Origin of the sequence: Tepidibacter hydrothermalis (genome assembly GCF_029542625.1) — a bacterium.
Classification (GTDB): Bacteria; Bacillota; Clostridia; order Peptostreptococcales; family Peptostreptococcaceae; genus Tepidibacter_A; species Tepidibacter_A hydrothermalis.
The window spans coordinates 1,951,835-1,977,618 of sequence record NZ_CP120733.1 but is presented as its reverse complement, the minus strand read 5'-3'; the positions used below and the strand labels follow the sequence as shown (position 1 = coordinate 1,977,618).

At 32.6% G+C, this 25,784-nt stretch carries 29 protein-coding genes; all 29 read left to right on the top strand.

Features of this window, described 5'->3' with window-relative positions:
• Window positions 1-36: 36 nt before the first annotated feature.
• The 29 genes from P4S50_RS09075 (at window position 37) to P4S50_RS08935 (ending at window position 25,779) form a co-directional block, all read left to right on the top strand.
• Window positions 37-354, top strand: a complete 318-nt coding sequence (locus P4S50_RS09075; protein ID WP_277734532.1) for a hypothetical protein — start codon at window positions 37-39, stop codon at window positions 352-354.
• 17 nt (window positions 355-371) lie between these two features.
• On the top strand, window positions 372-1,880 hold the full coding sequence (locus P4S50_RS09070) for a phage portal protein (protein WP_277734531.1): 1,509 nt from the start codon (window positions 372-374) through the stop codon (window positions 1,878-1,880).
• 190 nt (window positions 1,881-2,070) lie between these two features.
• Window positions 2,071-2,910 (top strand): minor capsid protein, encoded by an 840-nt coding sequence (locus P4S50_RS09065; protein ID WP_277734530.1) that lies wholly within the window; start codon window positions 2,071-2,073, stop codon window positions 2,908-2,910.
• Between the two features lie 330 nt (window positions 2,911-3,240).
• Window positions 3,241-3,840 (top strand): phage scaffolding protein, encoded by a 600-nt coding sequence (locus P4S50_RS09060; protein WP_277734529.1) that lies wholly within the window; start codon window positions 3,241-3,243, stop codon window positions 3,838-3,840.
• Between the two features lie 371 nt (window positions 3,841-4,211).
• Window positions 4,212-5,069 carry a hypothetical protein gene (locus P4S50_RS09055; RefSeq protein ID WP_331489722.1) on the top strand — a complete coding sequence of 286 codons (858 nt, stop codon included), beginning with the start codon at window positions 4,212-4,214 and terminating at the stop codon, window positions 5,067-5,069.
• A 21-nt stretch (window positions 5,070-5,090) separates the two neighbouring features.
• Complete coding sequence (locus P4S50_RS09050) at window positions 5,091-5,705, top strand: hypothetical protein (RefSeq protein WP_277734527.1); 615 nt, start codon at window positions 5,091-5,093, stop codon at window positions 5,703-5,705.
• The gene (locus tag P4S50_RS09045; RefSeq protein WP_277734526.1) at window positions 5,681-6,055 is read left to right on the top strand and encodes a hypothetical protein; all 375 of its coding nucleotides are present in this window, start codon (window positions 5,681-5,683) and stop codon (window positions 6,053-6,055) included. The genes P4S50_RS09050 and P4S50_RS09045 overlap by 25 nt, the downstream gene beginning before the upstream one ends.
• Complete coding sequence (locus P4S50_RS09040) at window positions 6,055-6,522, top strand: HK97 gp10 family phage protein (RefSeq protein ID WP_277734525.1); 468 nt, start codon at window positions 6,055-6,057, stop codon at window positions 6,520-6,522. Before P4S50_RS09045 ends, P4S50_RS09040 begins: the two co-directional genes overlap by 1 nt.
• On the top strand, window positions 6,519-6,962 hold the full coding sequence (locus tag P4S50_RS09035) for a phage tail terminator family protein (protein WP_277734524.1): 444 nt from the start codon (window positions 6,519-6,521) through the stop codon (window positions 6,960-6,962). The genes P4S50_RS09040 and P4S50_RS09035 overlap by 4 nt, the downstream gene beginning before the upstream one ends.
• Window positions 6,963-6,964: 2 nt before the next feature.
• Window positions 6,965-7,168, top strand: coding sequence for a hypothetical protein (locus P4S50_RS09030; protein ID WP_277734523.1), 204 nt, complete (start codon window positions 6,965-6,967; stop codon window positions 7,166-7,168).
• Window position 7,169: 1 nt separating this feature from the next.
• Window positions 7,170-8,468: a phage tail sheath family protein gene (locus P4S50_RS09025; RefSeq protein WP_277734522.1), complete on the top strand. Its 1,299-nt coding sequence runs from the start codon at window positions 7,170-7,172 to the stop codon at window positions 8,466-8,468.
• A 17-nt stretch (window positions 8,469-8,485) separates the two neighbouring features.
• Window positions 8,486-8,959, top strand: a complete 474-nt coding sequence (locus tag P4S50_RS09020; protein WP_113674564.1) for a phage tail tube protein — start codon at window positions 8,486-8,488, stop codon at window positions 8,957-8,959.
• 73 nt (window positions 8,960-9,032) lie between these two features.
• Complete coding sequence (locus tag P4S50_RS09015) at window positions 9,033-9,464, top strand: phage tail assembly chaperone (protein WP_277734520.1); 432 nt, start codon at window positions 9,033-9,035, stop codon at window positions 9,462-9,464.
• A gap of 240 nt (window positions 9,465-9,704) precedes the next feature.
• Window positions 9,705-12,317: a tape measure protein gene (locus P4S50_RS09010; protein ID WP_277734518.1), complete on the top strand. Its 2,613-nt coding sequence runs from the start codon at window positions 9,705-9,707 to the stop codon at window positions 12,315-12,317.
• The gene (locus tag P4S50_RS09005; protein WP_277734517.1) at window positions 12,317-12,994 is read left to right on the top strand and encodes a LysM peptidoglycan-binding domain-containing protein; all 678 of its coding nucleotides are present in this window, start codon (window positions 12,317-12,319) and stop codon (window positions 12,992-12,994) included. Before P4S50_RS09010 ends, P4S50_RS09005 begins: the two co-directional genes overlap by 1 nt.
• A 13-nt stretch (window positions 12,995-13,007) precedes the next feature.
• Entirely contained in the window at window positions 13,008-13,967 is a 960-nt protein-coding gene (locus P4S50_RS09000; protein ID WP_277734515.1) for an XkdQ/YqbQ family protein, read from the top strand.
• Complete coding sequence (locus tag P4S50_RS08995) at window positions 13,960-14,361, top strand: DUF2577 domain-containing protein (protein WP_277734514.1); 402 nt, start codon at window positions 13,960-13,962, stop codon at window positions 14,359-14,361. The genes P4S50_RS09000 and P4S50_RS08995 overlap by 8 nt, the downstream gene beginning before the upstream one ends.
• On the top strand, window positions 14,358-14,762 hold the full coding sequence (locus tag P4S50_RS08990) for a DUF2634 domain-containing protein (RefSeq protein ID WP_277734513.1): 405 nt from the start codon (window positions 14,358-14,360) through the stop codon (window positions 14,760-14,762). The genes P4S50_RS08995 and P4S50_RS08990 overlap by 4 nt, the downstream gene beginning before the upstream one ends.
• The gene (locus P4S50_RS08985; RefSeq protein ID WP_277734512.1) at window positions 14,762-15,823 is read left to right on the top strand and encodes a baseplate J/gp47 family protein; all 1,062 of its coding nucleotides are present in this window, start codon (window positions 14,762-14,764) and stop codon (window positions 15,821-15,823) included. Before P4S50_RS08990 ends, P4S50_RS08985 begins: the two co-directional genes overlap by 1 nt.
• Window positions 15,820-16,437, top strand: a complete 618-nt coding sequence (locus tag P4S50_RS08980) for a putative phage tail protein (RefSeq protein ID WP_277734510.1) — start codon at window positions 15,820-15,822, stop codon at window positions 16,435-16,437. Before P4S50_RS08985 ends, P4S50_RS08980 begins: the two co-directional genes overlap by 4 nt.
• Window positions 16,438-16,452: 15 nt before the next feature.
• The gene (locus P4S50_RS08975) at window positions 16,453-18,465 is read left to right on the top strand and encodes a hypothetical protein (RefSeq protein WP_277734508.1); all 2,013 of its coding nucleotides are present in this window, start codon (window positions 16,453-16,455) and stop codon (window positions 18,463-18,465) included.
• Window positions 18,466-18,792: 327 nt separating this feature from the next.
• Window positions 18,793-19,851 carry an RNA-directed DNA polymerase gene (locus tag P4S50_RS08970; RefSeq protein ID WP_277734506.1) on the top strand — a complete coding sequence of 353 codons (1,059 nt, stop codon included), beginning with the start codon at window positions 18,793-18,795 and terminating at the stop codon, window positions 19,849-19,851.
• Window positions 19,852-20,121, top strand: coding sequence for a hypothetical protein (locus P4S50_RS08965; RefSeq protein WP_277734504.1), 270 nt, complete (start codon window positions 19,852-19,854; stop codon window positions 20,119-20,121). It abuts the gene before it with no gap.
• Window positions 20,122-20,235 (top strand): CD1375 family protein, encoded by a 114-nt coding sequence (locus P4S50_RS08960; RefSeq protein ID WP_277734502.1) that lies wholly within the window; start codon window positions 20,122-20,124, stop codon window positions 20,233-20,235.
• Window positions 20,236-20,272: 37 nt separating this feature from the next.
• Window positions 20,273-20,401, top strand: a complete 129-nt coding sequence (locus P4S50_RS08955) for a CD1375 family protein (RefSeq protein WP_331489721.1) — start codon at window positions 20,273-20,275, stop codon at window positions 20,399-20,401.
• Between the two features lie 126 nt (window positions 20,402-20,527).
• Window positions 20,528-20,833 (top strand): hypothetical protein, encoded by a 306-nt coding sequence (locus tag P4S50_RS08950; protein WP_277734498.1) that lies wholly within the window; start codon window positions 20,528-20,530, stop codon window positions 20,831-20,833.
• 20 nt (window positions 20,834-20,853) lie between these two features.
• Complete coding sequence (locus tag P4S50_RS08945; protein WP_113674577.1) at window positions 20,854-21,045, top strand: hypothetical protein; 192 nt, start codon at window positions 20,854-20,856, stop codon at window positions 21,043-21,045.
• Entirely contained in the window at window positions 21,045-22,355 is a 1,311-nt protein-coding gene (locus P4S50_RS08940; protein WP_277734496.1) for an N-acetylmuramoyl-L-alanine amidase, read from the top strand. Before P4S50_RS08945 ends, P4S50_RS08940 begins: the two co-directional genes overlap by 1 nt.
• Window positions 22,356-22,548: 193 nt before the next feature.
• Entirely contained in the window at window positions 22,549-25,779 is a 3,231-nt protein-coding gene (locus P4S50_RS08935; RefSeq protein WP_277734495.1) for an SNF2 helicase associated domain-containing protein, read from the top strand.
• Window positions 25,780-25,784 lie beyond the last annotated feature (5 nt).

Here is a 25,784-nt window from a genome sequence, read left to right as displayed (position 1 = left end):
TAATATATTAAGTCATAAAAAGAAAGAAGGTGCAACATGAAGCAGGTCAATATTCTTGGTACTGAATACATAATAAAAACGGACACAGAAACCAATGATCCTAAATTGAAAGAATGTGATGGATATTGTGATGACACATTGAAGCTTTGTGTTGTTGCTGATTTTGTTCCTGACACTATGTCAAAAGGGAATTTAGAAGATTATAAGAACAAAGTTATAAGGCATGAGATTATTCATGCTTTTTTATTTGAATCAGGACTTTCTGAAATGTCAGCAGATGAAACTTTTGTGGACTGGATTGCAGCACAGTTCCCAAAATTACATCAAGCATTCCAAGAAGCAAATGCACTTTGAAAGGGGGTGAATAACCAATGTTTGAGTTTCTAACAATTAGATCAGATGAAGACCTGATTAATAATATTGTCAATGAAGGTGCTGCTGCAAAGATAACGGATGAACAGTTCATTGAACTTGAAATACAAAGATTCAAGGCTTCTAAGAGAAGAAAAGAAATGATTGATGGTGAAAAGTACCATGAAGGTAATCATGACATTCTTAAAAGAAAAAGAACCATAATTGGTGAAAATGGTGAACTGACTGTTGTTGAAAATCTTCCAAACAATAGAATTGTTGATAATCAATATGGAAAGATGGTGGATCAGAAAAAGAACTACCTTCTTGGTCAACCTATCGCATTCAAAACTGACAATGAACTGTATGGAAAGCTGTTGAAGAAAATCTTTAATAAGAGATTCCAAAGGTTAATCAAGAATGTTGGTGAAGATGCTTTGAACACTGGTCTTGGTTGGTTAATGCCATATTACAATGAACATGGTGAATTCACCTTTAGAAGATTCAAGTCATATGAGATTATACCTGGTTGGGCAGATACAGAACACACCATTTTAGATTATGCCATTAGGATATATGAAGTCATTGCCTATGAAGGTAAACAAGAAAAGGTCATTGAAAAGGTTGAAGTCTATGATGAAAATGGAATTTACAGATTTATCATAGAAGGAAGTAAACTTGTTCCTGATGAAGAACCTTTCAGCAACTACTTCACTACTATTGATGAAGATGGTGACCAAGTGATTGAACAAGGTTGGAATTGGTCAAAGATTCCCCTTATACCTTGGAAGTACAATTCGAAAGAAATCCCATTGATTAGAAAGGTCAAAGGATTACAAGATGGATTGAACACTATTCTTTCCAACTTCCAAAATAACATGGAAGAAGATGCAAGGAATACAATCTTGATTCTAGTAAACTATGATGGTGAAAATCTTGGTCAGTTTAGAAAGAACCTTGCAACATATGGTGCAGTTAAGGTCAAGACAGTAGATGGTGCAGCAGGTGACCTGAAAACACTTCAAGTTGAAGTCAATGCTGATAACTATAAGGCAATCATTGAGATATTCAAGAAAGCAATCATTGAAAATGCAAAAGGATATGATGCAAAAGATGACAGGCTTTCAGGTAATCCAAATCAGATGAACATTCAATCAATGTATTCTGATATTGATTTGGATGCCAATGAAATGGAAACTGAATTTCAAGCATCTTTTGAAGAACTGCTTTGGTTCGTCAATGTTCATTTGTTCAATACAGGTCTTGGTGATTATGAAGGTGAAGAAGTTGAAGTTATATTCAATCGTGACATCCTGATTAATGAAACAGAAGTCATTGACAATGTTAATAAATCAGTGTCTGTTCTTTCTGATGAAACACTTGTTGCAAATCATCCTTGGGTTGATGATCCACAAGCTGAACTTGATAGAAAGGATGAACAGAAACAAAAGGAAATGGATGAATATAAGGATGCATTCAATCCAGTCAACCCAAATGACAATAAAAGTGGTGATGTAGATGAAGAATAGTTCATATTGGAAGAAACGTTTTGAACTTCTTGAACAGCTTTCACATGATGAAGCTTCTACCCTACTTCATGAACTTGAAACCCACTACATGAAAGCACAAAGAGAAATTGAAGGTAAAATCAATTCATGGTATCAAAGGTTTGCACTTAATAATGAAATCACCATGACAGAAGCTAGAAAATGGCTGACCATGAAAGAACTTGCTGAATTCAAGTGGGATGTTAAAGAGTACATCAAATATGGTGAACTTAATGAAATCAATCAACTTTGGATGAAACAACTTGAAAATGCATCTGCAAGGTATCATATATCAAGGCTTGAATCTTTGAAATTACAACTTCAACAATCTATTGAAGTATTATTTGGAAATCAACTTGATCAGTTTGATGTAATGATGAAAAACATTTATTCAGAAGGATATTACCATACAATATATGAAGTTCAAAAGGGATTCAACATTGGATGGAATATTGCTTCTATTGATCAAGACAAATTGAAAAGAATAATTTCAAAACCTTGGGCAGCAGATGGACAGAATTTCAGTTCAAGGTTATGGAACAATAAATCTAAACTGATTAATCAGATTCACACTGAATTAACTCAAATGACAATCTTGGGAAAAGCACCTGACCAAGCAATCAAGAATATTGCTACAAAGATGAATACATCCAAATCAAATTCAGGAAGATTGGTCATGACTGAATCAGCTTATTTTTCTTCTGTTTCTCAAAAGGATGCATTTAATGAACTTAATGTTGAACGGTTTGAAATCGTGGCAACCTTGGACAGTAGAACATCAGAAATCTGTCAAAGTTTAGATGGTCATGTATTTGAAATGAATACATTTGAAGCAGGTGTCACTGCCCCACCCTTTCATCCTTGGTGCAGAACAACAACTGTTCCATACTTTGATGATGAATTCAATTTGGGTGAACGGGCTGCAAGGGATGATGAAACAGGAAAAACATATTATGTTCCATCAAATATAAAATATCCTGATTGGAAATCAAAATTTGTTGATGGTATTTAAGAATAATTTATTTAGGGGTGATAGTCATGAAATGTTGAAAAATCAAGGGGTATATTACATCAAAGACCTTATAAAAGTGCGTATATGAGCATTATATAAGGTCATTTTTTATGCACTTTTTCACGAAAAAGGATGGTGATGAAATATTGAACAAAATAAGCTTCATCAATCAGAATTATAAAGTGAAAGGTGAGGTGATCCAATTATCTTCCTGGTGTTTGGGTTAAAACACATTGACCTGGTGGAAGTCGATAAAAGACACAAACATCATTGAAATTAGTGGAAGCAACCCACGAAAACAAAGCGAAAATTGAAAGGATGGATGAAACCATGAAAAGAAAATTTTTAGAAGATTTAGGACTTGAAAAAGAAGTCATTGACAAGATACTTGATGAAAACAGTGCAGATATTGGAAAAGCAAAAGGTGAAGTTGATTCTATTACATCAGAACGTGACAAGTTAAAGACTGACATTGCTGATCGTGATAAACAGTTGGAAGATTTGAAAAAAGTTGATGTTGATGCTTTACAGGCTGAAATTGAAAAACTTCAAGCTGATAATAAAGCAAAAGATGATGCACATGCTGCTGAAATTAAGCAGTTAAAAATTGATGCTGCTGTTTCTACTGCACTTACTACTGCAAAAGCAAGAAATGAAAAAGCTGTCAAAGCACTTCTTGAACTTGATCCTGAAAAGATTGAACTTCTTGATGATGGCACTATTAAAGGATTGGATGACCAAATCAAGAAACTGACAGAATCGGATGACACAAAATTCTTGTTTGATACTTCAACCAAGAAAACACAAATCAAGGGTGCAAAACCAGGTGAAACAGGCAAGGAAGACCCTGACACAAAAGTTGATGTCAGCAAAATGACTTATGAAGAACTTGCTGCTTACATGGAAGCAAACCCTGATGCAGAAATTTAAAAAACTAAAATTTTATTAAAAAGGAAGGATGATTTTAAATGGCAAAATTTGATGCTAAAACATTTAATGAAAGAGCATTTGGAAAGTATGTTGATATTGTTCCAAAGCTAAAAAAGAATGAACTTATTAAGTCAAGAGCATTACAACCAAACAGTCAAATCAAGCAGGCTTTCAGTGGTCAAACTGGTGTTGTTTATGCGACTATTCCAATGTATGGAAGAATTGACGGTGATGCACTGAATTATGATGGTAACACTGATATTACTGCAACAAGCACAGTAACATATGAACGTGGTGTTATTGTTATTGGTAGAGCAAAAGCATGGGTTGAAACTGACTTTGCAGAAGATTTGACTGGTGGTGCAAACTTCATGTCAAATGTTGCAAAACAAGTATCTGAATATTGGGATGAAGTTGACCAAGACACATTGCTTGCAATCTTGAAAGGTATCTTCTCAATGACTGGTACTGCAAACTTGAAGTTTGTAAATGGTCATACTTATGACATCAGTGTTGAATCAACTGCTGCAAAACAAGTTGTTTCTGCTGCTACATTGAACACTGCTATTCAGAAAGCAAGTGGTGACAAGAAATCCAAGTTTACTATTTCAATCATGCATTCAGTTATTGCAACTAATCTTGAAAACTTGAAGCTTCTTGCATACATGACTTACACTGATGCAGATGGAATTGAAAGACAGCTTGAACTTGCAACTTGGAATGGTAGAGCAGTAATCATTGATGATGGTATGCCAACAGAAGATGTTGATGCAACTTATGCACTTACTACTGATACTGAACTTAATAGTTCAAAGACTTATTACACAACTGATGGTTCTACTTATACAGCAGTGACATCACCTGATGTTGCTGATATTGCAACTTACTATGAAATGACTGATGAAGCACATACCAAATATACAACTTATGTTCTTGGTAACGGTGCATTTGACTATGAAGATATTGGTGCAGAAGTTCCTTATGCAATGGTAAGAGATGAAAAGACTAATGGTGGTCAAACTTACCTTTACAGCAGACAAAGAAAAGTATTTGCACCTTACGGAATCAGCTTCACAAAATCAAGCATGGCAACCAATTCACCAACTAATGCCGAACTTGAAAATGGTGCAAACTGGACACTTGTGAATGATGGAAATTCTGTTGCAGCTAACAGAAAATACATTGATCACAAAGCAGTTCCTATTGCAAGAATCATTTCAAGGGGTTAATTGAAGAAAGGGTGATGATGTATGAGTTTAACGGACATTCATAAAACAGTCATCACTAACATCAAAGCAATGTTATACAATAGCAGCTTACTTTCCTATCAACTTTCAGTTCCAACACAGGAATTGTCTTTGGAAGTTGTTGCTGATGATGTGATTCCAACTTCTACACAAATCAGATTTAGTGATGTAACACTATTTACACCTGGTTATATTGTGGAAGTTGGTGATTATGTCATTCTAAGATTGGATGCATTTCTAATTGATGTTATATCAAGACTTGAATCGTTTGGTTACACAGTGACTGATGCTGATAGTTGGATGATTGGTTTTGCACTTCAAAAGATTGAAAGTTCAATTAAAAATGAATGCAATGTCACCTTAATTCCTGATGGTTTAAATCAAACAGCAGTTGACATGGTTTGTGGTGAATTTTTATTCACTTTGAAAAATACAGGTAAGTTGGAAGGATTCAATTTGGATGCAGCATTGAAATCAGTTCAAGCAGGTGATACAACAGTTACATTTGCAATTGGTCAAGGTTCAATGACATCTGAACAAAGATTGAATGCCCTTCTTTCCTACTTAATGACTAATGGAAGGGGTGAATTTGCATGTTATCGGAAAGTCAAGTGGTAGCAGTCAGACAAGCAATTGAAATGACCTACACTGGAAAATGTACTATCAGCGAATATCAGAAGGTGCAGAAAGCAAATAAATCTACTGGTTTTCAAGAAGTTCCAGTAATCACTGACCAACCTTGCAAATTATCCTTTTCAAAGGTTGCAAGTACAAGTCAAGGTGAAACTGCTGCAATGGTTGTTCAAACAGCAAAAGTCCTTATTGCACCTGAAATTCAAATCAAACCAGGTTCAAAACTGACTATCACACAAAACGGTGTAACCACTGAATATTCAAATAGTGGTGAACCTGCATTATTCAATACACATCAAGAAGTTGTCCTTGAATTATTCAAGGGGTGGTCTTAGTGGGTAGGTTTGGAAATTGTAAATTTGATGATCTAAAAAAGTTCCAAGACAAATTGAACAAATTGAACGAACAACAAGTTAATTTGTTCATTGAAGCTTGTGCAAAAGAACTTGCTGCAAGATTATTGGCAAAAGTTATTAAAAGGACACCAGTTGGAAAATATCCAAAGAGTTCAGGAAAAAAAGGTGGCACATTAAGACGTGGATGGACAGCAGGAAAAAGGTCAAGTGCAATCAAGTATGTAAGTGATCTTACAATTCATCATTTTGGTGATACTTATGTTATCGAAATAGTGAATCCAATTGATTATGCTTCTTATGTTGAATTTGGACATAGAACAAGTAATCACAAAGGTTGGGTTCAAGGAAGATTCATGCTGACCATATCAGAACAAGAAATTGAATCTGCTGCACCAAAGATTCTTGAAAGAAAATTATCAAAAAAATTGGGGGAAGTGTTCAAATGATAAATAAAATTATTGATGCAATAAGCATTTCCATCAATTCTGAATTTGATGATAGTTATGAAATTTATACTGAAAGTATAGAACAAGGTTTGAAAGAACCTTGTTTTTCTGTATTTTGCTTGAATCCAACAAATGAACTTTTCAGAAATAAAAAGTATTTCAGAAACAATCAATTTTGCATTCAATACTTCCCTTCTACTAATGAACCAAAAGCTGAATGTAATTCAGTTCTTGAAAGATTATATGATTGCTTGGAATCAATTACAATCGTTGAAAATGAAACAACTGAAAGTATGACCAGGGGATCAAGAATGAAAAGTGAAATTGTTGATGGTGTTTTGAACTTTTTCATAAACTACAACATGTTTGTTTATAAGGTTGAAATACCTGCTGACAACATGGAAGATTTAGAAATTGATACTGATGCGAAAGGATGGTAAACATGGCAAGAAAAACAAAATCTGCTGATGTGGAAACCGTTGAAAGTGTTGAAGTTATGACATTTTCAAAAGAAAAAATCATATCAGCAAAAAAATATAGTAACAGAAAAGACATCCTAAATGAATTACTTGAAGATGGAAAAGAATATTCATTTGATCAAGTTGATACGTTGATGGATGATTACATGAAAGGAAAGGTGAAGTAATATGGCACTTGGTGGTGGAACTTTTGTCACACAGAACAAGGTACTTCCTGGTTCTTATATTAACTTTGTTTCTTTAGCAAAAGCAAGTGCAACCCTTTCAAATAGGGGAATTGCAGCAATGCCCCTTGAGCTTGATTGGGGTGTTGAAAATGCAGTGTTTGAAGTAACAAAGGAAGATTTTCAGAAAAATTCATTGAAGATTTTTGGTTATGCTTATACAGATGACAAATTGAAAGGTCTTAGGGATCTATTCATGAACATCAAAACACTTTATGCTTATAGGCTGACAAGTGGTGGTGTTAAAGCAACCAATACTTTTGCAACAGCAAAATATTGTGGTATTCGTGGTAATGATTTAAAAATTGTAATTCAAGCAAACGTTGATGTTCCTGCTGACTTTGATGTGAAGACTGTTCTTGGAACAACTGTTGTTGATGAACAGACTGTTTCAACTGCTGCTGAATTAGTTGCAAATGATTATGTAACATTCAAATCAGAAGCAACACTTGTAGTTACAGCTTCAACCCCACTTACTGGTGGTACAAATGGAACTGTTGATGGTACATCACATCAAAACTTCTTGGATAAGATTGAAGCATATTCATATAATGCACTTGGTGTTGTCACTACTGATGATACTACAAAAGGCTTATATATGAACTTCAATAAAAGAATTCGTGATGATGTTGGTCAGAAATTCCAAGCTGTTCTTTATAACAAGGCTGCTGACTATGAAGGTGTTGTCAACGTAAAGAATGCAACAACAGAAGACACTGCTGCACTGGTTTATTGGGTAACTGGTATCATTGCAGGATGTGAAGTTAATAAATCCAACCTGAACAAGAAATATGATGGTGAATACACTGTTGAAGCTGATTACACTCAATCACAACTTGAAGCAGCAATTCTTGCAGGTGAATTCACACTTCATAAAGTTGGTTCTGACATTAGAGTTCTTTCGGACATCAATTCCTTGGTTACTGTTTCAGATACTAAAGGTGAGATTTTCAAAGACAATCAAACTGTCAGGGTTATGGATCAGATTGCAAATGACATTGCAGTCCTATTCAATACAAAATATCTTGGTACAGTTCCAAATGATGCAGCAGGAAGAATCAGTCTTTGGTCTGATATTGTAAAACACCATGAACAACTTGCAGAAATCAGAGCAATTGAAAATTTCAGTGATTCTGATGTGGTAGTTGATCAAGGTAATACTAAAAAATCTGTTGTTGTACAGGATGCTGTCACTGTTGTCAATGCAATGGCGCAACTTTACATGACAGTGGTCATGGGATAAGAAAGGGGTGAAGATAGATGAACAATGTTACTATGAAAGCAAAAGACACTATTTCTGCAAAGCTTGCTGAATGCTTCATCACTATTGGTGAAAACAGATACAACTTTATGCAGATGATTGACTTTGAAGGTAAAGTTGATAAAAACAAGACCAAAGTTCCAATCTTGGGAAGAATCATGGATGGAAATAAAACAGTTGGTCTTTCAGGTACTTTTTCAGGCACAGCACACTATAACCAGTCTATTTTCAGACAGGCATTGCTTGACTATAAAAACACTGGTATTGACACTTATTTTGAAATTCAAATCACTAATGAAGACCCTGAATCAACAGCAGGAAGACAAACATTGGTATTCATGGATTGTAACACTGACGGTGGTGTTCTTTCAAAATTTGATGCAGATGGTGAATACTTGGATGAAGAAATTGAAGGTACTTTTGAAGACTTCAAGATGCCTGAAAGCTTTGCTGTTCTGAATGGTATGCTTTAATGATTAAAGGGGTGCTTCTACTTTGGAAGACCCCTTATTTTTTAGATTAAAATTGAAAGGATAAGGTGAAAACATGTCAAATTTAAGCTTGTTTTTAAAGAAAAATAAAATTCAAAAGGAAAATACAACTTATGCTGCAACCAAATCACTTTGTGATGAACAAGGCAATCCCCTACTTTGGGAAATCAAACCTTTGACTACAAAGGAAAATGAAGATATTCGTGAAGCATGTATGATTGAAATTCCAGTCAAAGGTAAACCGAATATGTTCAGACCAAAATTGGTAACATCAAAGTATCTTGCAAAGATGATGGTTGCATCTATTGTTGAACCAAATCTTTACAATGCAGAACTTCAAGATAGTTATGAAGTTAAGACACCCGAAGACCTTTTGAAAGAAATGGTGAATGATCCTGGTGAATACAATGATCTTGCTACTTTTATTCAGCAGTTCAACGGATTCAATACTACAATGCAAGATAAGGTTGAAGAAGCAAAAAACTAATAAGTGAAGGTGATAGTGATGCAAATATTGCATACTATTGTCTTCACAAACTTCACATTTTACCAAGTCAATATATGAATTTAGATGAAGAAGAAAAAGCTTTTGTTATTGCTGCTATTCAAATGAAATCAGATAATGACAAGAAAAAACAGAAAGAATTAGAAAGGAAAGCTAAAAAGAAGTAGGGTCTGTTCTTCCCTACTTCTTTTATTTTGATAGAGAAAGGTAGGTGAAAGACAAATGGCAAGTATTAGTTCTCAAATTGAACTTATAGATAGAATATCAGCACCACTGCACGATATAGCAAGTGCATTAATGGTAACAGTGAATTCTTTTGAGGACATGCAGTCAGCAGCAAATAATTCATTTGATGGATCTAATTTTGATGGAGCAAGAGAAGAAATAGACCAAGCTACTATTGCAATTAGACAAATGGAAGAAGAACTTTCAAGAATAATACCACCTGATCTTGAATTTAATATTTCAGGTCAAACAACAGCCAATGTGCCTGTCGAACCTATTTGGAATTCAGATAACATGGAAGTGTTCACGAATACTGGAATTGAAAGATTTCAACAGGAAGTTCAATCAACAAATACAATGTTGAACACTTTGAACAGTACACAAGAACAAATTGCACAACAAGCATCCACTACTGATATATTCCCTGACAACATGGTTTCTGATTTGAATGCTATGGCAGGAAGAATTCAAAGAATTAGAACACAGATTGACCAAATTGAAAGTAATCCAATGAATCTTGGAACTGATTTGGCAAATAGTGAACTGGAACAATTAAGAATGCAGTTAAGTCAAGCAGTAGACCAACAAGAAGACTTGAATCAAGCACTTCAAAGAATGGATGTAGATGAAGCAAATCAAGCTTATATGAGGTTATCACAGACTGTTGGTGGTACTGAAAGGTATATCAGGGATAATGTTGATGCACAAGGTCAATTCAATAATCAGATCAGGGATGGAACTTCTGCTGCAAGTAATCTTCAAAATAAGGTTATGGGGTTAATTGCTGCTTATGCAACTATTCAATCAGTAAGTAAAACATTGAACATATCAGACCAAATGACACAAACAACTGCAAGGCTCAATTTGATGAATGACCAACTTCAAACAACAGAAGAACTTCAAAACATGATTTATTTGTCTGCTGAAAGGTCAAGGGCATCATATGCTGATACAGCAGATGTGGTTGCGAAACTTGGTCAACGTGCAGGTGATGCTTTTGATTCTAATGTTGAAACCATTGCTTTCGCTGAAAACCTAAATAAAATGTTTGTCATTGCAGGTGCTTCACAACAAGAAATGGCATCAGCTTCACTACAATTGACACAAGCACTTGGTTCAGGTGTCTTGCGTGGTGAAGAACTGAATGCAGTATTTGAAGCAGCACCAAACGTAATTCAAGCAATTGCAGACTATATGGATGTTCCTATTGGTGCAATTAGAGAAATGGCATCAGAAGGTCAGATAAGTGCTGATATTGTTAAAAATGCAATGTTGAGTGCAACAGATGAAATTAATGCACAGTTTGAAAACATGCCAATGACCTTTGGTCAAATTTGGACATCAATTGGTAATGATGCTTTGATGTCATTTGATCCAGTCCTTGACAGATTGAATGATATGGCAAACAGTGATGGTTTCCAAACTATGGTTGCAGGTATTGTTGATTCACTTGTATTTGTTTCAGGTGTAGTCATTGAAATATTTAACTTAGTTGCACAAGTAGGTTCTTTCATGGCTGAATATTGGTCAATCCTTGAACCAATTATACTTGGTGTTGCAACTGCACTTGGAATTTACACTGTTGCATTGATTGCTTACAATACCATTCAGGGTATTTCAAATGTAATCAAAGGAATTGCAGCATTTCAAGCAAGTGTTCATTCAGCAGCACTGATGATGGAAACAGGTGCAACATTCGCTGCAACAGCAGCACAACATGGTTTTAATGCAGCATTGCTTGCTTGTCCTATCACCTGGATTATCATTGGTATTATTGCAATCATAGCAGTCATTTATATGGCTGTTGCAGCATTCAATAAATTTGCAGGAACATCAGTCAGTGCGACAGGAATTATTGTTGGTGTGCTTACTGTTGCTGTTGCATTTGTAGGAAATTTGTTTGTCACACTTATCAATTTAATTGTTGATTTGGTGGCTTTAATTTGGAATTGCATTGCAGCTTTTGCTGAATTCTTTGCTAATGTCTTCAATGATCCAATAGGTTCAATTGTTCGATTGTTTTCAGGCATGGCAGATTCAGTTCTTGGAATATTGGAAGGTATTGCATCAGCAGCAGATACATTGTTTGGTTCAAACTTAGCTGATTCAGTGTCAGGATGGAGATCTTCACTTCAAGAAATGACAAATGACCTTGTTGGTGAAGCTGAAATCAAAGTTCCAAGGATGGATGCAAGTTCAATGCACTTGGATAGATTTGAATATGGTGCAGCATGGGATGCAGGATATGACTTTGGTGAAGGTGTTGAAGATACAATTTCAAACTTTGACATTGGAAGTATCTTTGATACAAACATCCCTGACCCAAGTGATTATGGATATGATTCAGTTGAATCCAATATTGCTGATACTGCTGAAAACACAGGTGCAATGAAAGATTCAGTGGATATTTCACAAGAAGATTTGAAGTATATGAGAGATGCAGCAGAACAAGAAACAATAAATAGATACACAACTGCTGAAATCAAAGTTGATATGCCAGTTAATGCAAGTATTAATTCAGACATGGATTTGGATGGTGTAGTTGCATATCTTGGTGAAGGTGTAAATGAAGCAATGGAAAAAGCTGCAACAGAGGGGGTGCATAGTTAATGGCTTATTATTTTTATTTAGATAAATTGTTGTTACCAATTGCACCTTCTAAGTTGCAATTAAAAGTGAACAATCAAAACAAAACATTAACATTAATCAATGAAGGTGAAATCAATATTTTAAAGAAACCGAAGTTGACTGATATTGATTTTGATGTATTAATTCCACAAGTGAAATATCCATTTGCGATTTATAAAGATGGATTTCATGATGCATTATACTATTTGGATAAACTTGAAGCTTTAAAATCAGGTCAAGAACCTTTTCAATTCATTGTGACAAGAACACTTCCAAATGGAAAGATGCTATTTGATACCAATTTAAAAGTATCATTGGAAGATTACAGAGTTAAAGAAGATAAAAAAGAAGGATTTGATCTTACCGTTTCAATCAGTTTGAAACAGTACAAAGATTATGGAACAAAGACTGCAAATGTAACAATAAGTAATCAAAAGGCAGTTGCTAAAGTAGAAAAAACAAGACCTGCTGAATCATCCCCTGCACCAAAGGCATCAGCAAAAACTTATACTGTTACTAAAAATGATACTCTTTGGATTATTGCAAAGAAGTTTTATGGAAATGGAAGTGAATATTCAAAGATTTTTTCTGCTAACAAAGATAAAATCAAGAATGCAAACTTGATATATACAGGTCAAGTGCTGACTATTCCAGTTTAGGGGGGGTGTTACAGTGGAAGTTGAAATTTTAATTCAAAACGGAAACAAAGTATATATTCCAGTTGTTGAAGAAGACATTGTATGGTCAACTGAAAGAAAAGACATCCCTGGTCAATTAACATTCAACATCATTCCTGATGAAATAATTAATTTCACAGAAGGAAATGCAGTCAGAATGAAAGTGGATGGTAAAAACATATTTTATGGTTTTATATTCACGAAAAAAAGAACCAAAGAGGGAATCATCAGTGTAACAGCTTATGATCAATTACGTTATTTGAAGAATAAAGACACTTATGTTTATACGAATAAAACAGCAGGTGAATTCATTCAAATGATTGCTTCTGATTTTAACTTGCAAACAGGTACATTAGAAGATACAGGTTACAAAATAGCATCAAGGGTTGAAGACAATGTTACTTTAATGGAAATGATTCAAAGTTCATTGGATTTAACCCTTCAAGCTAAAAAAGAACTATATGTGCTATATGATGATTTTGGAAAAATAGCATTAAAAAATATTATGTCCATGCAACTGAACATTTTAATTGATGAAGAAACTGGTGAAAATTACAGCTATTCATCAAGTATTGATTCAGATACTTACAACAAGATTAAGTTGGTATATGACAATGAAGAATCAGGAAAAAGGGATGTATATATTGCACAGGATTCAACCAACATGAACAGTTGGGGTGTTCTTCAATACTTTGATACACTTCAAAAGGGTGAGAACGGAAAAGCAAAAGCAGATGCCCTTCTTTCACTTTATAACAGCAAAACAAGAAATTTAGTCATCAATAATGCTTTTGGTGACACAAGAGTTAGAGCAGGTTCAATGGTAATTGTTCAGTTGAACTTGGGTGATATTAAATTGAACAATTTTATGCTTGTTGAAAAATGCAAACATAAGTTTAAAAATGATGAACATTTAATGGATCTTACACTTAGAGGGGGTGAATTTGTTGCATGATTTTAACAACTTACTTATCACTATTAGAAAAATAGCACTTGAAGCAGTTAATGCATCCAAACCAACTGCTGTTGTTTATGGAAAAGTCATCAGCACTTCACCTTTAAAAATTCAAGTTGAACAAAAGATGACTTTGACTGCTGCACAATTAGTATTAACTAGAAATGTTACAAATTACACAACTAAAATTAGTTTTAATAATCCTGCAATTAAGAATATAGTTAAAAATTACAGTATGGATGATATTCCAGGAAGTAATTATAAATTGACTTATCAAGAAAACGTGAAAAATGAAATCACCATTTATAATGGCTTGGTTGTTGGTGATGAAGTTGTCATGATTCAGATGCAAGGTGGTCAAAAATATATTGTGATAGATAGGGTGATAACATGATTCCAGGAATAAACGGTTTTTTACAAGAAGATTTTGAAATTGAATCACAACCAAGCAAAACTTTTAAAATGTACTTGAATCAAGAAATTGTCAATGGTTTTACAGATGAACTTGATTCAATGAAACAAACAATTTATATGATTCTTAATACCGAACGGTATCAATACATCATTTATTCTTGGAATTATGGTATTGAATTAATTGATTTGTTCGGTGAACCAGTAACTTATGTGTGTCCTGAACTAGAAAGAAGAATTACAGAAGCATTGACCCAAGATGAAAGAATCTTGTCGGTTGATGCTTTTTCTTTTGATGTCAGTGTGAAAGGAAAGGTTCATGTGACATTCACAGTACACACAATCTTTGGTGATATTGATTCAGAAAAGGTGGTGAATATTTAATGTATGAAAATGTAACATTTGAAAGCATTCTTCAAAGGATGCTTGACAGGGTATCTGATCAACTTGATAAAAGGGAAAGTTCACCAGTATATAATGCCCTTGCCCCTGCTGCTGTTGAACTTCAATTAATGTATATAGAATTTGACATTATCTTAAAAGAAACTTTTGGTGATACAGCTTCAAGGGAATATCTAATCAGACGTGCTGCTGAACGTGGAATCATACCATATCCTGCAACCTATGCACTCTTAAAAGGTGAGTTCACACCAACAAACATCAATATTCCAATAGGTTCAAGGTTCAGTTTGAACGATTTGAACTATTATATAAAAGAAAAAATTTCAGATGGTGTTTATCAAGTTGAATGTGAAGAATCTGGTGTTAAAGGAAATCAATACTTTGGTGAAATGATACCAATTGAATATATTGATGGACTTGAAACTGCACAACTTACTGAACTTCTTATTCCAGGTGAAGATGAAGAAGATACAGAAGATTTGCGTACAAGATACTTTTCAAGCTTTGAAACTAAGGCATATGGTGGAAATCAGGATGATTATTTACAAAAAACAAATGCTATTGCAGGAGTCGGTTCAACTAAAATCACACCATTATGGGATGGTGGTGGAACTGTAAAATTAACTATTTTAAATTCTGAATTTAGCATAGCAAGTTCAACCTTAATTGATACAGTTCAACAAGAAATTGACCCAACAAAAGATGGATTTGGAATAGGAATTGCACCAATAGGTCATATAGTTACCGTAAATACAGCAGAAGAAATCACAGTGAATGTTTCATCAACAATCACATTTGATGATGATTATTCTTTTGCAACACTTCAATCACAAATTGAATCAGTTGTTGATGAATATTTACTTGAACTTAGAAAAGAATGGGCAAACCAAACAAACTTGATTGTAAGAACAGCACAGATTGACACAAGAATTTTAGGAATTCAAGGGGTTATTGATATTGCTGATACTAAAATTAATAATGTAGCTTCTAACCTAACTCTTTCAGAATATCAAATTCCAATGATGGGTGGTGTGACTGGATGATAAGAAATGTAAATCTAATTGAACACCTTCCAAACTTTATTCGGGAATATAAAGAAATAAAACAGACCATGATTGCTGAAAATCCTGAATTTCAACTGGTGATTGATGAAAGTGAAAAAATAAAAAACAATCAATTTATTAAAACAAGTGACCTAGTTGGTATAACAAAGTTTGAAAAGTTATTAAATATTGTTCCAAACCCACATGATAGTCTTGATTCAAGAATATCAAGAGTTATGACAAGATGGAATGATTCAATTCCTTATACTTATAGAGGATTGATTGAAAGATTGAATATTTTGTGTGGCGAAAACAACTATACTATTTCAGCAAATTTCAATGCTTATGAGTTTGATTTACAAGTATATCTTCCACTTAGTGGTCAGGTTAATGAATTGGAATATATGCTTTCTTACATGATACCTGCAAATTTTGTGGTAACTATTTCTAATGATCTTGACTATGAAGCAATGGGAACATTTTATATGGCTTCAACCAATGTAGAAAGTAGGAGTTTTACAATCACTTCCGAATTAAATCATGAAATTATGCTTGAAGGTAATTTGTTTAACGGTTCAACAATTTCAAAAGTTCTTGAATATACAATAAATTAGAAAGGTGGATATTAAATGCAAAATTTAATTATAACAAATAAGGGTCAAGAACTGATGGCAAAGTTAATTGCAGGAACTTCAACTGCAACTTTTACGAAAATTTGTACATCAGATTATGATTACACAGATACGGTTATTGAAGATTTATTAACTTTATATCAAATAAAGCAAGAAACACTTGTTTCTAAAGTAACAAGAACTGACACAACAATCGTTGAAGTTCTTGCTGTAATGAATAATACGAATCTAAATGAAGGTTACTACATTAGGGGTGTTGGTCTCTATGCAAAAGGTTCAGATGATGTAGAAATTCTTTATGCTGTAAGTATTACAGACACACCTGACTATATGCCACCTTTTAGTGGTTCAACTGTTTCAGGTATAACTTTTAGACTTAATACAAAAGTTGATAATTCAACACAAGTTACACTTGAAGTAAATCCTGCTGCTATTCCAACAATTGATCAATTGCAAAATGTAGAAAATACGTTAAATGTTCATATAGGAAATTCAGTATATAGTGAATCAGGTGTACATGGATTTAGATACCATAATGACATACTTCAATTTGATGACGGTGAAGGTAATTGGATTGATATTGAAACAGGTGGGGGTGGAATCGCACCAAACAATGTATCGGATGCAACCATTAAAGTTGGTAATGGTAAATTGACAATAAAATGGTCAGACCCAGGTGACACAGTAGTTGATGGTCAACTTCTTTGTACATGGGAAGGAACTAAACTTGTTCAGAAAGCAGGTTCTTTTCCTGAAAATATTAAAGACGGAACGGTAATTCTTGATAATAAAGTAAAGGATGCATATTTATCTGATGGTTTTGAAATTAATGGGTTGACTAATGGTACAACTTACTATTTTAAATTGTTCCCTTATAGTGATAAAAATGCAGTTAATGAAAATGTTGCAAACAGATTGAGTGCAGCACCCCAACCTTACAAAATCATGGGTTTAAGCATTGACCTTTCAAATTCAAACCCTGCAACTTCAATCACATACACAGATGATGCTGTTGGAATGACCCCTGGTTCTGCTGCTTGGGATGAATTCTTTGGTCATTACCCTTGCTTATTGAATGCAGGGGTTGAAGTTGGCAAGCTAAAAACAACAGATTACACCAAATTTGAAAATGGCACTGCTGCTGACATCACATCAGGAAGTGCAGGTGATGTCATGGTTGCTTTCCCAAGAAGGGGTGTGAAAATCACCACTGTTGGAACAACAATGACAATCAAGATGACTGATGACCCTGATAATGCAGATTTTGAATATTTGGCACATACCAGGGGAAGCACAAGAAAAGAAAAGTTCTATCTTGGTGCATACAAAGGTTTCACTACATCTTCAAAACTTCGTTCCCTTAGTGGTAAAACACCAACTGCATCACAAACTATTGGAACATTTAGAACCCAAGCACAAGCGAATGGTGCAGGTTATGATCAGTCAGGGTTCTATCAGCTTATATTCAGACAAGTAATGTACCTATTGAAATACAGAAATCTTGATTCACAGACTGCTGTTGGTAGAGGATATGTTGATGGAAATAGTGCTGCAATTGCTACTGGTGGAACAAATACAAAAGGCATGGATTTTGGCGAAACAACAGGTAAACTTCAAATGAAATTGTTTGGTCTTGAAGACTTTTGGGGCAATGTTTATGAATGGATTGATGGACTTGTTACCAATTCCACTTGGAATATTCTCACTGCAACTGATAGCTTTAATGACAGTGGATCAGGATATACAAATCAAGGACAAGGTGCAACTGCTGATGTTAGTGGTTATATGTCAGTGCCACAGGGAACAAGTGAAACAGGCTTTATTGTAAAAACAGCAGGTGGTTCAGAAACAACTTACTTCTGTGATTATGCTTATTTGTATGATGGTTGTGTTGCTTATTTCGGTGGTAGTTGGGGTGCTGCTTCTAGTGCTGGTGCTTTTCGGCTTCGTGTGAATAGTGCTGCTTCTAGTTCTGGTGCCTATGTCGCTGCTCGCTTGATGTATTTATAATTTATTACATGGGCAGTGAAAAGTGATATTGCATTACACTAAAAAACACATAAGAAAATTATACTAATTTGTATGATAGTTGTGTTACTTATTTCAGTAGTAATTGGAGTAATACTTCTAATACTGGTACTTTTCAACTTCATGTGAATAATGCTACTTCTAATTCTAATACCAATATCACTGCTCACTTATTGTTTTCACTTATAAAAATTAAAATTGAAGGTGTTCTTCACTGCCCTGGCACTTGCCAAAACATAGAAAACTTCAAATCTGTATTGGTAATCAAAAGATGAAGATTCAGAAATTGAAAACATCAAGGGGTGTCATATGAAAAGATACGGAAATTTATACAGCAAAATCTATGACATGGACAATCTAAAACTTGCCCATAAAAATGCAAGAAAAGATAAATTGTATTACAAAGAAGTAAAAATGGTTGATTCCAATGAAGAATATTATCTTTCACAGATTCAAGATATGTTAAAAAATAAGACTTATAAAGTAAGTGAATATACGGTTTCAATCATTAATGATAAAGGAAAAGAAAGAGAACTTTGCAAGCTTCCTTATTTCCCTGACAGAATTATTCAATGGGCAATAATGCTACAAGTAGAAGATATTTTCATGAAAACATTTTGTTCACATACTTGTGCGTCCATTAAGAACAGAGGAATCAGGAAAGCTTCTGAATTAACTACAAAGTATATGAAGGATAAGTTTAACACTACTTACTGTTTAAAAATTGATATTAGTAAGTTTTATCCTAATCTAAATCATAAAATTTTAAAGAAGCTACTTAGAAGGAAATTCAAAGATAAAGATCTTCTTGAATTGTTAGATAAAATTGTTGATTCAACACCTGGTGAAAAGGGTGTTCCTATTGGATCATACCTTTCACAGTTTCTTGCTAACTTCTATATTTCTTATTTTGATCATTGGTTAAAAGAAAAAATGGGTGTGAAATATGTAATTAGATATATGGATGACATGGTTATTTTTCATTACTCAAATTCATATTTACATTGGTTAAAAAGAAAAATGGATGATTATTTAAGTGAACATTTAAAATTAAAAATAAAACCAAATTGGCAGGTGTTCCCTACTGCAATAAGAGGTGTTGATTTTGTTGGTTTTAGACATTTTTACGGTTATAAACTTTTAAGAAAATCAACTTGTAAAAAGTTCAAGAAGAAAATGATGAATATCAGAAAGAAAATGGAATCTAACAAGATGATAAATTATTCTGAATGGTGTTCTGCTAACTCTTATGATGGATGGTTGAAATGGTGTGATTCTTATAGACTTAGAAAAAAGTATGTTGAACCAATTCAACCTGCATTAGATAGATATTACAATCAAGTTATAAAAGAAAGGAAGGTTGCTTAAATGAAAGATATGGGAATTATCAATTGTAGCACAACACAAGCTGTTCCATTAATTATTGGTAAAGACACAGTTTATGTTCACAGTGAAATTGAACAAGTATTTGAAGATAATCAAGGAAATCCTACTGAAAACCTTTGGAAATGTCACGAAATACAGTATGAAAAAGATGAATACATTAAAATTTTATCAGAAAAGAACGCAAGCTTAGAATCACAGTTGACTGATACACAACTTGCTTTGGTTGAAATCTATGAAGGGATGGTGGTCTAAATGGCAAAGATTTATGCTGATCTAATTCGTAAAGGATTAAAAACCATTGATGATGTTCCTGAAAAAATCAGGTCAGAAGTTCAAGCAATATTGGATGCTGATTCTAATGCTTAGGTTTTTATTATTTTTATTCAGAAAGGATGTGAAAGATATGGCAGTGATTTATGCAACTTTGATTGTAAAAGGTGTAAAAACTTTTACAGAAGTACCTGAAAGAATCAAAGATCAAGTAAGACAAGTTTTGATTGACCTTGACTGTTCCCATCTAATTGAAGAATAAACAAGGTGAAATATTTTCAATGAACAAATACACTAAAACATAATTAAAACCCCTATATGAAGCTTATATGAGTTTCTACATAGGGGTTTTACTATTCTTCAAGATGGAAAAGGGGTGATGTATCTGATGACTGTTGAAGTGGCACTTGTAATTTCAGCTTTATCAGTTGGATTTGGTATTTGGTCAGGATTATCAAATGTCAAAAGAAATGAAAAAAATGACACTAAGGCTGATGCTTCACAGCTTACAACTGTTATTGTAAAGCTTGAAAATATCGGTACTGGTATAACTGAAATTAAATCAGAAATGAATAACGTAAAAAATGAACAAAAGGAATCAAGGGAAAGAATTATCAAGGTTGAAGAAAGTGCAAAGCAAGCACACAAAAGACTTGATACTATGGAAAAACATGCAAGGGGCGAAATGGATTAATTTGAAAGGTGGAATATTAAATGGAAATTTTGAAACGAATAGCAAAATTAATTGATGTGAAAAGCATCATTTCAATTATTTCAGCAGTCATATTTGCTATACTAGCAATTCGTGGTGAACTTGGGGTTGATAACACTATGATTCTTCTTACATTAGTGTTTCAATCTTTTTTTAGTTATCAGAATACTAAACCGAAAGATGGTGAAAAATAATGTCAAAATTAATTGCTTTGGATGATGGTCATGGAATGCAAACAGCAGGAAAAAGAACCCCTTCCATTCCTGAATTGAGTGGAAGGGTTATTCATGAAAATGAATTCAATCGTGAAGTTGTTATATATCTTGATCAGGAATTGAAAAGATGTGGATTTAATACATTACTTGTTGCACCAACTGATGCTGATACATCCTTAAAGTCAAGAACTGATCTTGCAAATTCAAAAGGTGCAGATGCTTTTATTTCAATTCATTACAATGCTTTTGATGGAAAGTTTAATGACTATGATCCCGAAGGGTTATCAGTTCACATTTACCCTGGTTCAAAAGAAGGAAGAAAACTTGCTGAATGTGTACATAAGTATTTGATTATGGGTACATCACAAAAGGACAGGGGCATAAAAGAAAACAACTTCCATGTGTTGAGAGAAACAAAGATGGTTGCAATTCTTTCAGAAAACGGATTTATGGACAACAAACGTGAAGCAATGTTGATGTTAAATGTGGACTTTCAAAAGGAAGTTGCAATTGAACATGCAAAAGGCATTTGTGATTATTTTGGTGTGAAGTATATTGCAGAAGAACCAATTATTGAAGTTGGAACTTCAATAATTGGTGAAACACAATATAGTGCTGCACAACTTGAAAAGTTTTTACTTTCAAAGAATCCAAGTCCAAAATTAAATGTATCGGTAACAGAATTTTGTAAGTTGTGGATTTCTGAATCCAAAGTTGAAGGTGTTCGTGGTGATGTTGCTTTCTGTCAAGCTTGCCATGAAACAGGATTTTTCAAGTTCGGTGGACTGGTTCTTCCTGAACAAAACAATTTTGGTGGAATTGGTGCAACTAATAATTCAGCAGTTGGAAAAGGTGCTTGGTTTGATACACCACAACTTGGTGTTAGAGCAAGCATTCAACATTTGAAAGCTTATGGATCAAAAGAACCACTTGTGAATGAATGTATTGATCCAAGGTTCAAACTTGTGACAAGAGGAATAGCACCTAACTTTGAAGACCTTGGTGGAAGATGGGCATATCCTGGATATAGTAAATCAAAATATTCATCATTGCAAGAAGCAAAAGCAGCAAAAGACACCTATGGTCATTTTATTGTCAATATGTACAATGAACTGGAAAAAGTTGTTGTAGATAAATCAAATGAAATTGACCTTTCTGATTGGGCAAAAGAAGCACATAAATTTGTAACTGAAAATGAAATTTCTGATGGTACAAGACCAAAAGAAAATGTTACAAGGGAAGAAATTTGGACTATGCTTTATAACTACCATCAGAAAATGGTACAATAAATCTTGTTACTATCGTGTTACTAATGTGTATGATTTTGCACTGAAATCACGATTCACTAACTTTGAACAAACCGTTGAACTATCTACATTTTGTACATTGATAAATTGAACAAAATCATGATATAATAAAATATTGAATACTTATATGTATTAAAAAGTGAACTTAGAAAGTTTAATGGAATAGAGGTGAAACATGCTAAATTTAACATTAAAGGATATTTATAATATTTCTTCAAACGAGTCTACAGTAAACAAAGGGAAAAAATATTACAATGAAGGCAAAGTTAATACAATAAATTTTAATAAAAGAACTTATGGATTTAACTCTATTGTTGTAGGTAAATATAAATATGATGTTGAAATTAAATTTAATAAAAATGGACATCTTGATTATGCTACTTGTGAATGTCCGGCATATTACGAATATAGTGGTTATTGTAAACATATAGTAGCAACACTATTTAAAATTTATGAAATGAATAATAAAAATCAATTTATAGATTTAAAAGAAGAATATATAACACAGGATGTATTAGATTTTTTTACTTATAAAGAGAGTTATAACAAGGTTTTACTAAATCTTGAGATAGATTATGAATTTATCCATGGAAAACATGGATTCTTAAATGATACTTATTTGAGTTTGAAAGTAGGAGATAAAAGATTATATGTGGTCAAAAATATAAAGCAATTTATAGAATCTATTATAAATGAAGAAGCACTAAATTTTGGTAAAAATTTTACTTTTGATCCTAATATACACTATTTTAAGGATGAAGATAAGCTTATTATAGATTTATTAAGAGAAATTTATGATACAGAAAAAGCATTAGATGAAGTATCATTTTCTTTTAATAATACAAGTCTTTTTAAAGGAAAAAAAGTATATCTTCCTCAAAGTATAATTAAGAAATTTTTTGAAATAGTTAAGCAAGTACCGTTTAATGCCAATATTAATGATGTGAAATATAATAATATGAAAATAGTTAATCAAGACTTAAATATAAATTTTTCATTAACGAAAGAAAAGAATGATTTGAAATTAGAAATAAACACAGGAAAGAATGTAATACCTCTTGTAAAGGATAGAGAATATATATTTTTTAATGATAAAATTCATAAAATATCAGAATATCAAAGGAAAAATATAAAGCCATTTTATGATATGTTAGGTAATGAAAATAAAAATGTTATTAAGATTCCTAAAAAACATAGTGAAAGATTTATTTCACATGTCTATCCGACAATTAAAAATATAGGAAGTGTTAAAGTCAATGAGATGGTAGAAGACAGTATATACAATCCTGGGTTAAAATCAAATATATATTTAAATAAAATAGAAGAAGGTATTAGTGCTGATATAAAGTTCGTATATGGAGATATTACAATAGATCCTTTTAAATTTGAAAATGAAGACAATAGAAAAGATGATAGAATAATTTTAAGGGATATAGAAAAAGAAACTGAAATACTTTCTCATTTTGAAGACTTAGAATTCAAAGTAAGCAATAAATATATATATTTAGATGATGATGATAAGATATTTGATTTCATATATAATAAGATTTATTTAATAAAAGATAGAGCTCAAATATATTATTCAGAAAGTTTTAAAACTATAAAAATAAATGAAGTTTCTTCATTTTCAGGAGGCGTGAAGTTAAAAACTGAAAATAATTTATTAGAATTTAAATTTGAAATAGAAGGAATAACTAAGTCAGAATTAAATAATATATTCAATTTAATTAAGGAAAAGAAAAAATATTATAAATTGAAAAATGGTTCCTTTTTACCTCTTGATACTGATGAATTAAATAATTTAGGAAGGTTAGTTGAATATTTAGATTTAAAGGATTTAGGAAAAGAAGATATAAATATTCCTAAATTCAAAGCTTTATATATTGATGAATATTTAAAAGAATCTAATATGAAATCTATAAAAAGAAATCTTCAATTCAAAGAATTAGTTCAAAATATAAGAGAGCCTGAGGACATTGAATATGATATTCCAGAAAATATGAATAATATTTTAAGGGAATATCAAAAATTTGGTTTTAAATGGCTAAAAACTTTATATAGATATGGATTTGGAGGAATTTTAGCTGACGATATGGGGCTTGGAAAAACAATTCAAGTTTTAACATTTTTACTTTCTGAGAAACTTAAAAATGGAAGTAGTCCTTCACTTATAATTGCTCCAACTTCACTTGCGTATAATTGGTTATCTGAAATTGAAAAATTTACTCCGAATTTAAAAACTGTTATTATATCAGGAAGTAAAGAAGAAAGAAAAAAATTGATAAATAATATAGCGGAATATGATGTTGTGATTACATCGTATCCCCTTATTAGAAGAGATATAGATTTATATAAGGATTTGTTTTTTAGATTTTGCATATTAGATGAAGCACAGTATATAAAAAATCCTTCATCTCAAAATGCAAAAAGTGTTAAAGAAATACAAGCTCAAAGTTATTTTGCTCTTACAGGAACGCCGATTGAAAATTCTTTGACTGAGCTTTGGTCAATTTTTGACTTTATAATGCCCGGATTACTATTATCTCATACTAAATTTACTAAAATATTTGAAAGACCAATAGTTAAGGAACAGGATAAAAAAGCTTTAAAAGAATTGAGAAGATATATAAAACCATTTATACTGAGAAGGTTGAAAAAGGAGGTTCTAAATGAACTTCCAGACAAAATTGAAAGTAAAATTATTTCTCAGCTTACAGATGATCAAAAGAAAATCTATTTAGCATATTTAAATAAAATAAAAGGAGAAATTGAAGAGGAGATAAATACAAAAGGTATTGGGAAAAGTCATATTAAGATACTTTCAGGAATAACAAGACTAAGACAGATTTGTGCACATCCGTCAATGTTTATTGAAAATTATGAAGGGGATAGTGGAAAACTTTTATTATTAGAAGAACTTGTAAAAGAAAATATATATAGTGGACATAGAATTTTGATATTTTCCCAATTTACATCTATGTTAAATATAATAAAGAATATGTTAGATGAAAATAGTATTGAGTATAAATATCTTGATGGTTCAACTAATATGAAAGAAAGAGGAAGCTTAGTTAAGAGCTTTAATGAAGGAGAAGGGAAAGTATTTCTTATTTCATTAAAAGCTGGAGGAACAGGTCTTAATTTAACTGGAGCGGATACAGTTATTCATTTTGATCCTTGGTGGAATCCTGCAGTTGAAGATCAAGCGTCTGATAGAGCTTATAGAATTGGACAAAAGAACTCTGTTCATGTTATGAAGCTAATAACTAAAGATACAATCGAAGAAAAAATTTATGAACTTAAGCAAAAGAAAAAGAAATTAATTGACTCTATAATTAAGCCTGGAGAAACTATAATTTCAAAATTAACTGAAGAAGAAATAAAATATATTTTTGATTTAAACTAAAGCAG

Bases quoted from the DNA above. Each gene is read 5' to 3' on its own strand.
- P4S50_RS09070 (WP_277734531.1), top strand. From the start codon at position 372: ATGTTTGAGTTTCTAACAATTAGATCAGATGAAGACCTGATTAATAAT.
- P4S50_RS09020 (WP_113674564.1), top strand. From the start codon at position 8,486: ATGAACAATGTTACTATGAAAGCAAAAGACACTATTTCTGCAAAGCTT.
- P4S50_RS08960 (WP_277734502.1), top strand. From the start codon at position 20,122: ATGGCAAAGATTTATGCTGATCTAATTCGTAAAGGATTAAAAACCATT.
- P4S50_RS08935 (WP_277734495.1), top strand. From the start codon at position 22,549: ATGCTAAATTTAACATTAAAGGATATTTATAATATTTCTTCAAACGAG.
- P4S50_RS08980 (WP_277734510.1), top strand. From the start codon at position 15,820: ATGATAAGAAATGTAAATCTAATTGAACACCTTCCAAACTTTATTCGG.
- P4S50_RS08955 (WP_331489721.1), top strand. From the start codon at position 20,273: ATGGCAGTGATTTATGCAACTTTGATTGTAAAAGGTGTAAAAACTTTT.
- P4S50_RS08945 (WP_113674577.1), top strand. From the start codon at position 20,854: ATGGAAATTTTGAAACGAATAGCAAAATTAATTGATGTGAAAAGCATC.
- P4S50_RS09065 (WP_277734530.1), top strand. From the start codon at position 2,071: ATGAAAGAACTTGCTGAATTCAAGTGGGATGTTAAAGAGTACATCAAA.
- P4S50_RS08985 (WP_277734512.1), top strand. From the start codon at position 14,762: ATGTATGAAAATGTAACATTTGAAAGCATTCTTCAAAGGATGCTTGAC.
- P4S50_RS09015 (WP_277734520.1), top strand. From the start codon at position 9,033: ATGTCAAATTTAAGCTTGTTTTTAAAGAAAAATAAAATTCAAAAGGAA.
- P4S50_RS08990 (WP_277734513.1), top strand. From the start codon at position 14,358: ATGATTCCAGGAATAAACGGTTTTTTACAAGAAGATTTTGAAATTGAA.
- P4S50_RS09045 (WP_277734526.1), top strand. From the start codon at position 5,681: ATGTTATCGGAAAGTCAAGTGGTAGCAGTCAGACAAGCAATTGAAATG.
- P4S50_RS09025 (WP_277734522.1), top strand. From the start codon at position 7,170: ATGGCACTTGGTGGTGGAACTTTTGTCACACAGAACAAGGTACTTCCT.
- P4S50_RS09050 (WP_277734527.1), top strand. From the start codon at position 5,091: ATGAGTTTAACGGACATTCATAAAACAGTCATCACTAACATCAAAGCA.
- P4S50_RS08965 (WP_277734504.1), top strand. From the start codon at position 19,852: ATGAAAGATATGGGAATTATCAATTGTAGCACAACACAAGCTGTTCCA.
- P4S50_RS09010 (WP_277734518.1), top strand. From the start codon at position 9,705: ATGGCAAGTATTAGTTCTCAAATTGAACTTATAGATAGAATATCAGCA.
- P4S50_RS09060 (WP_277734529.1), top strand. From the start codon at position 3,241: ATGAAAAGAAAATTTTTAGAAGATTTAGGACTTGAAAAAGAAGTCATT.
- P4S50_RS09035 (WP_277734524.1), top strand. From the start codon at position 6,519: ATGATAAATAAAATTATTGATGCAATAAGCATTTCCATCAATTCTGAA.
- P4S50_RS08940 (WP_277734496.1), top strand. From the start codon at position 21,045: ATGTCAAAATTAATTGCTTTGGATGATGGTCATGGAATGCAAACAGCA.
- P4S50_RS09005 (WP_277734517.1), top strand. From the start codon at position 12,317: ATGGCTTATTATTTTTATTTAGATAAATTGTTGTTACCAATTGCACCT.
- P4S50_RS08950 (WP_277734498.1), top strand. From the start codon at position 20,528: ATGACTGTTGAAGTGGCACTTGTAATTTCAGCTTTATCAGTTGGATTT.
- P4S50_RS08970 (WP_277734506.1), top strand. From the start codon at position 18,793: ATGAAAAGATACGGAAATTTATACAGCAAAATCTATGACATGGACAAT.
- P4S50_RS08975 (WP_277734508.1), top strand. From the start codon at position 16,453: ATGCAAAATTTAATTATAACAAATAAGGGTCAAGAACTGATGGCAAAG.
- P4S50_RS09055 (WP_331489722.1), top strand. From the start codon at position 4,212: ATGTCAAATGTTGCAAAACAAGTATCTGAATATTGGGATGAAGTTGAC.
- P4S50_RS09030 (WP_277734523.1), top strand. From the start codon at position 6,965: ATGGCAAGAAAAACAAAATCTGCTGATGTGGAAACCGTTGAAAGTGTT.
- P4S50_RS09075 (WP_277734532.1), top strand. From the start codon at position 37: ATGAAGCAGGTCAATATTCTTGGTACTGAATACATAATAAAAACGGAC.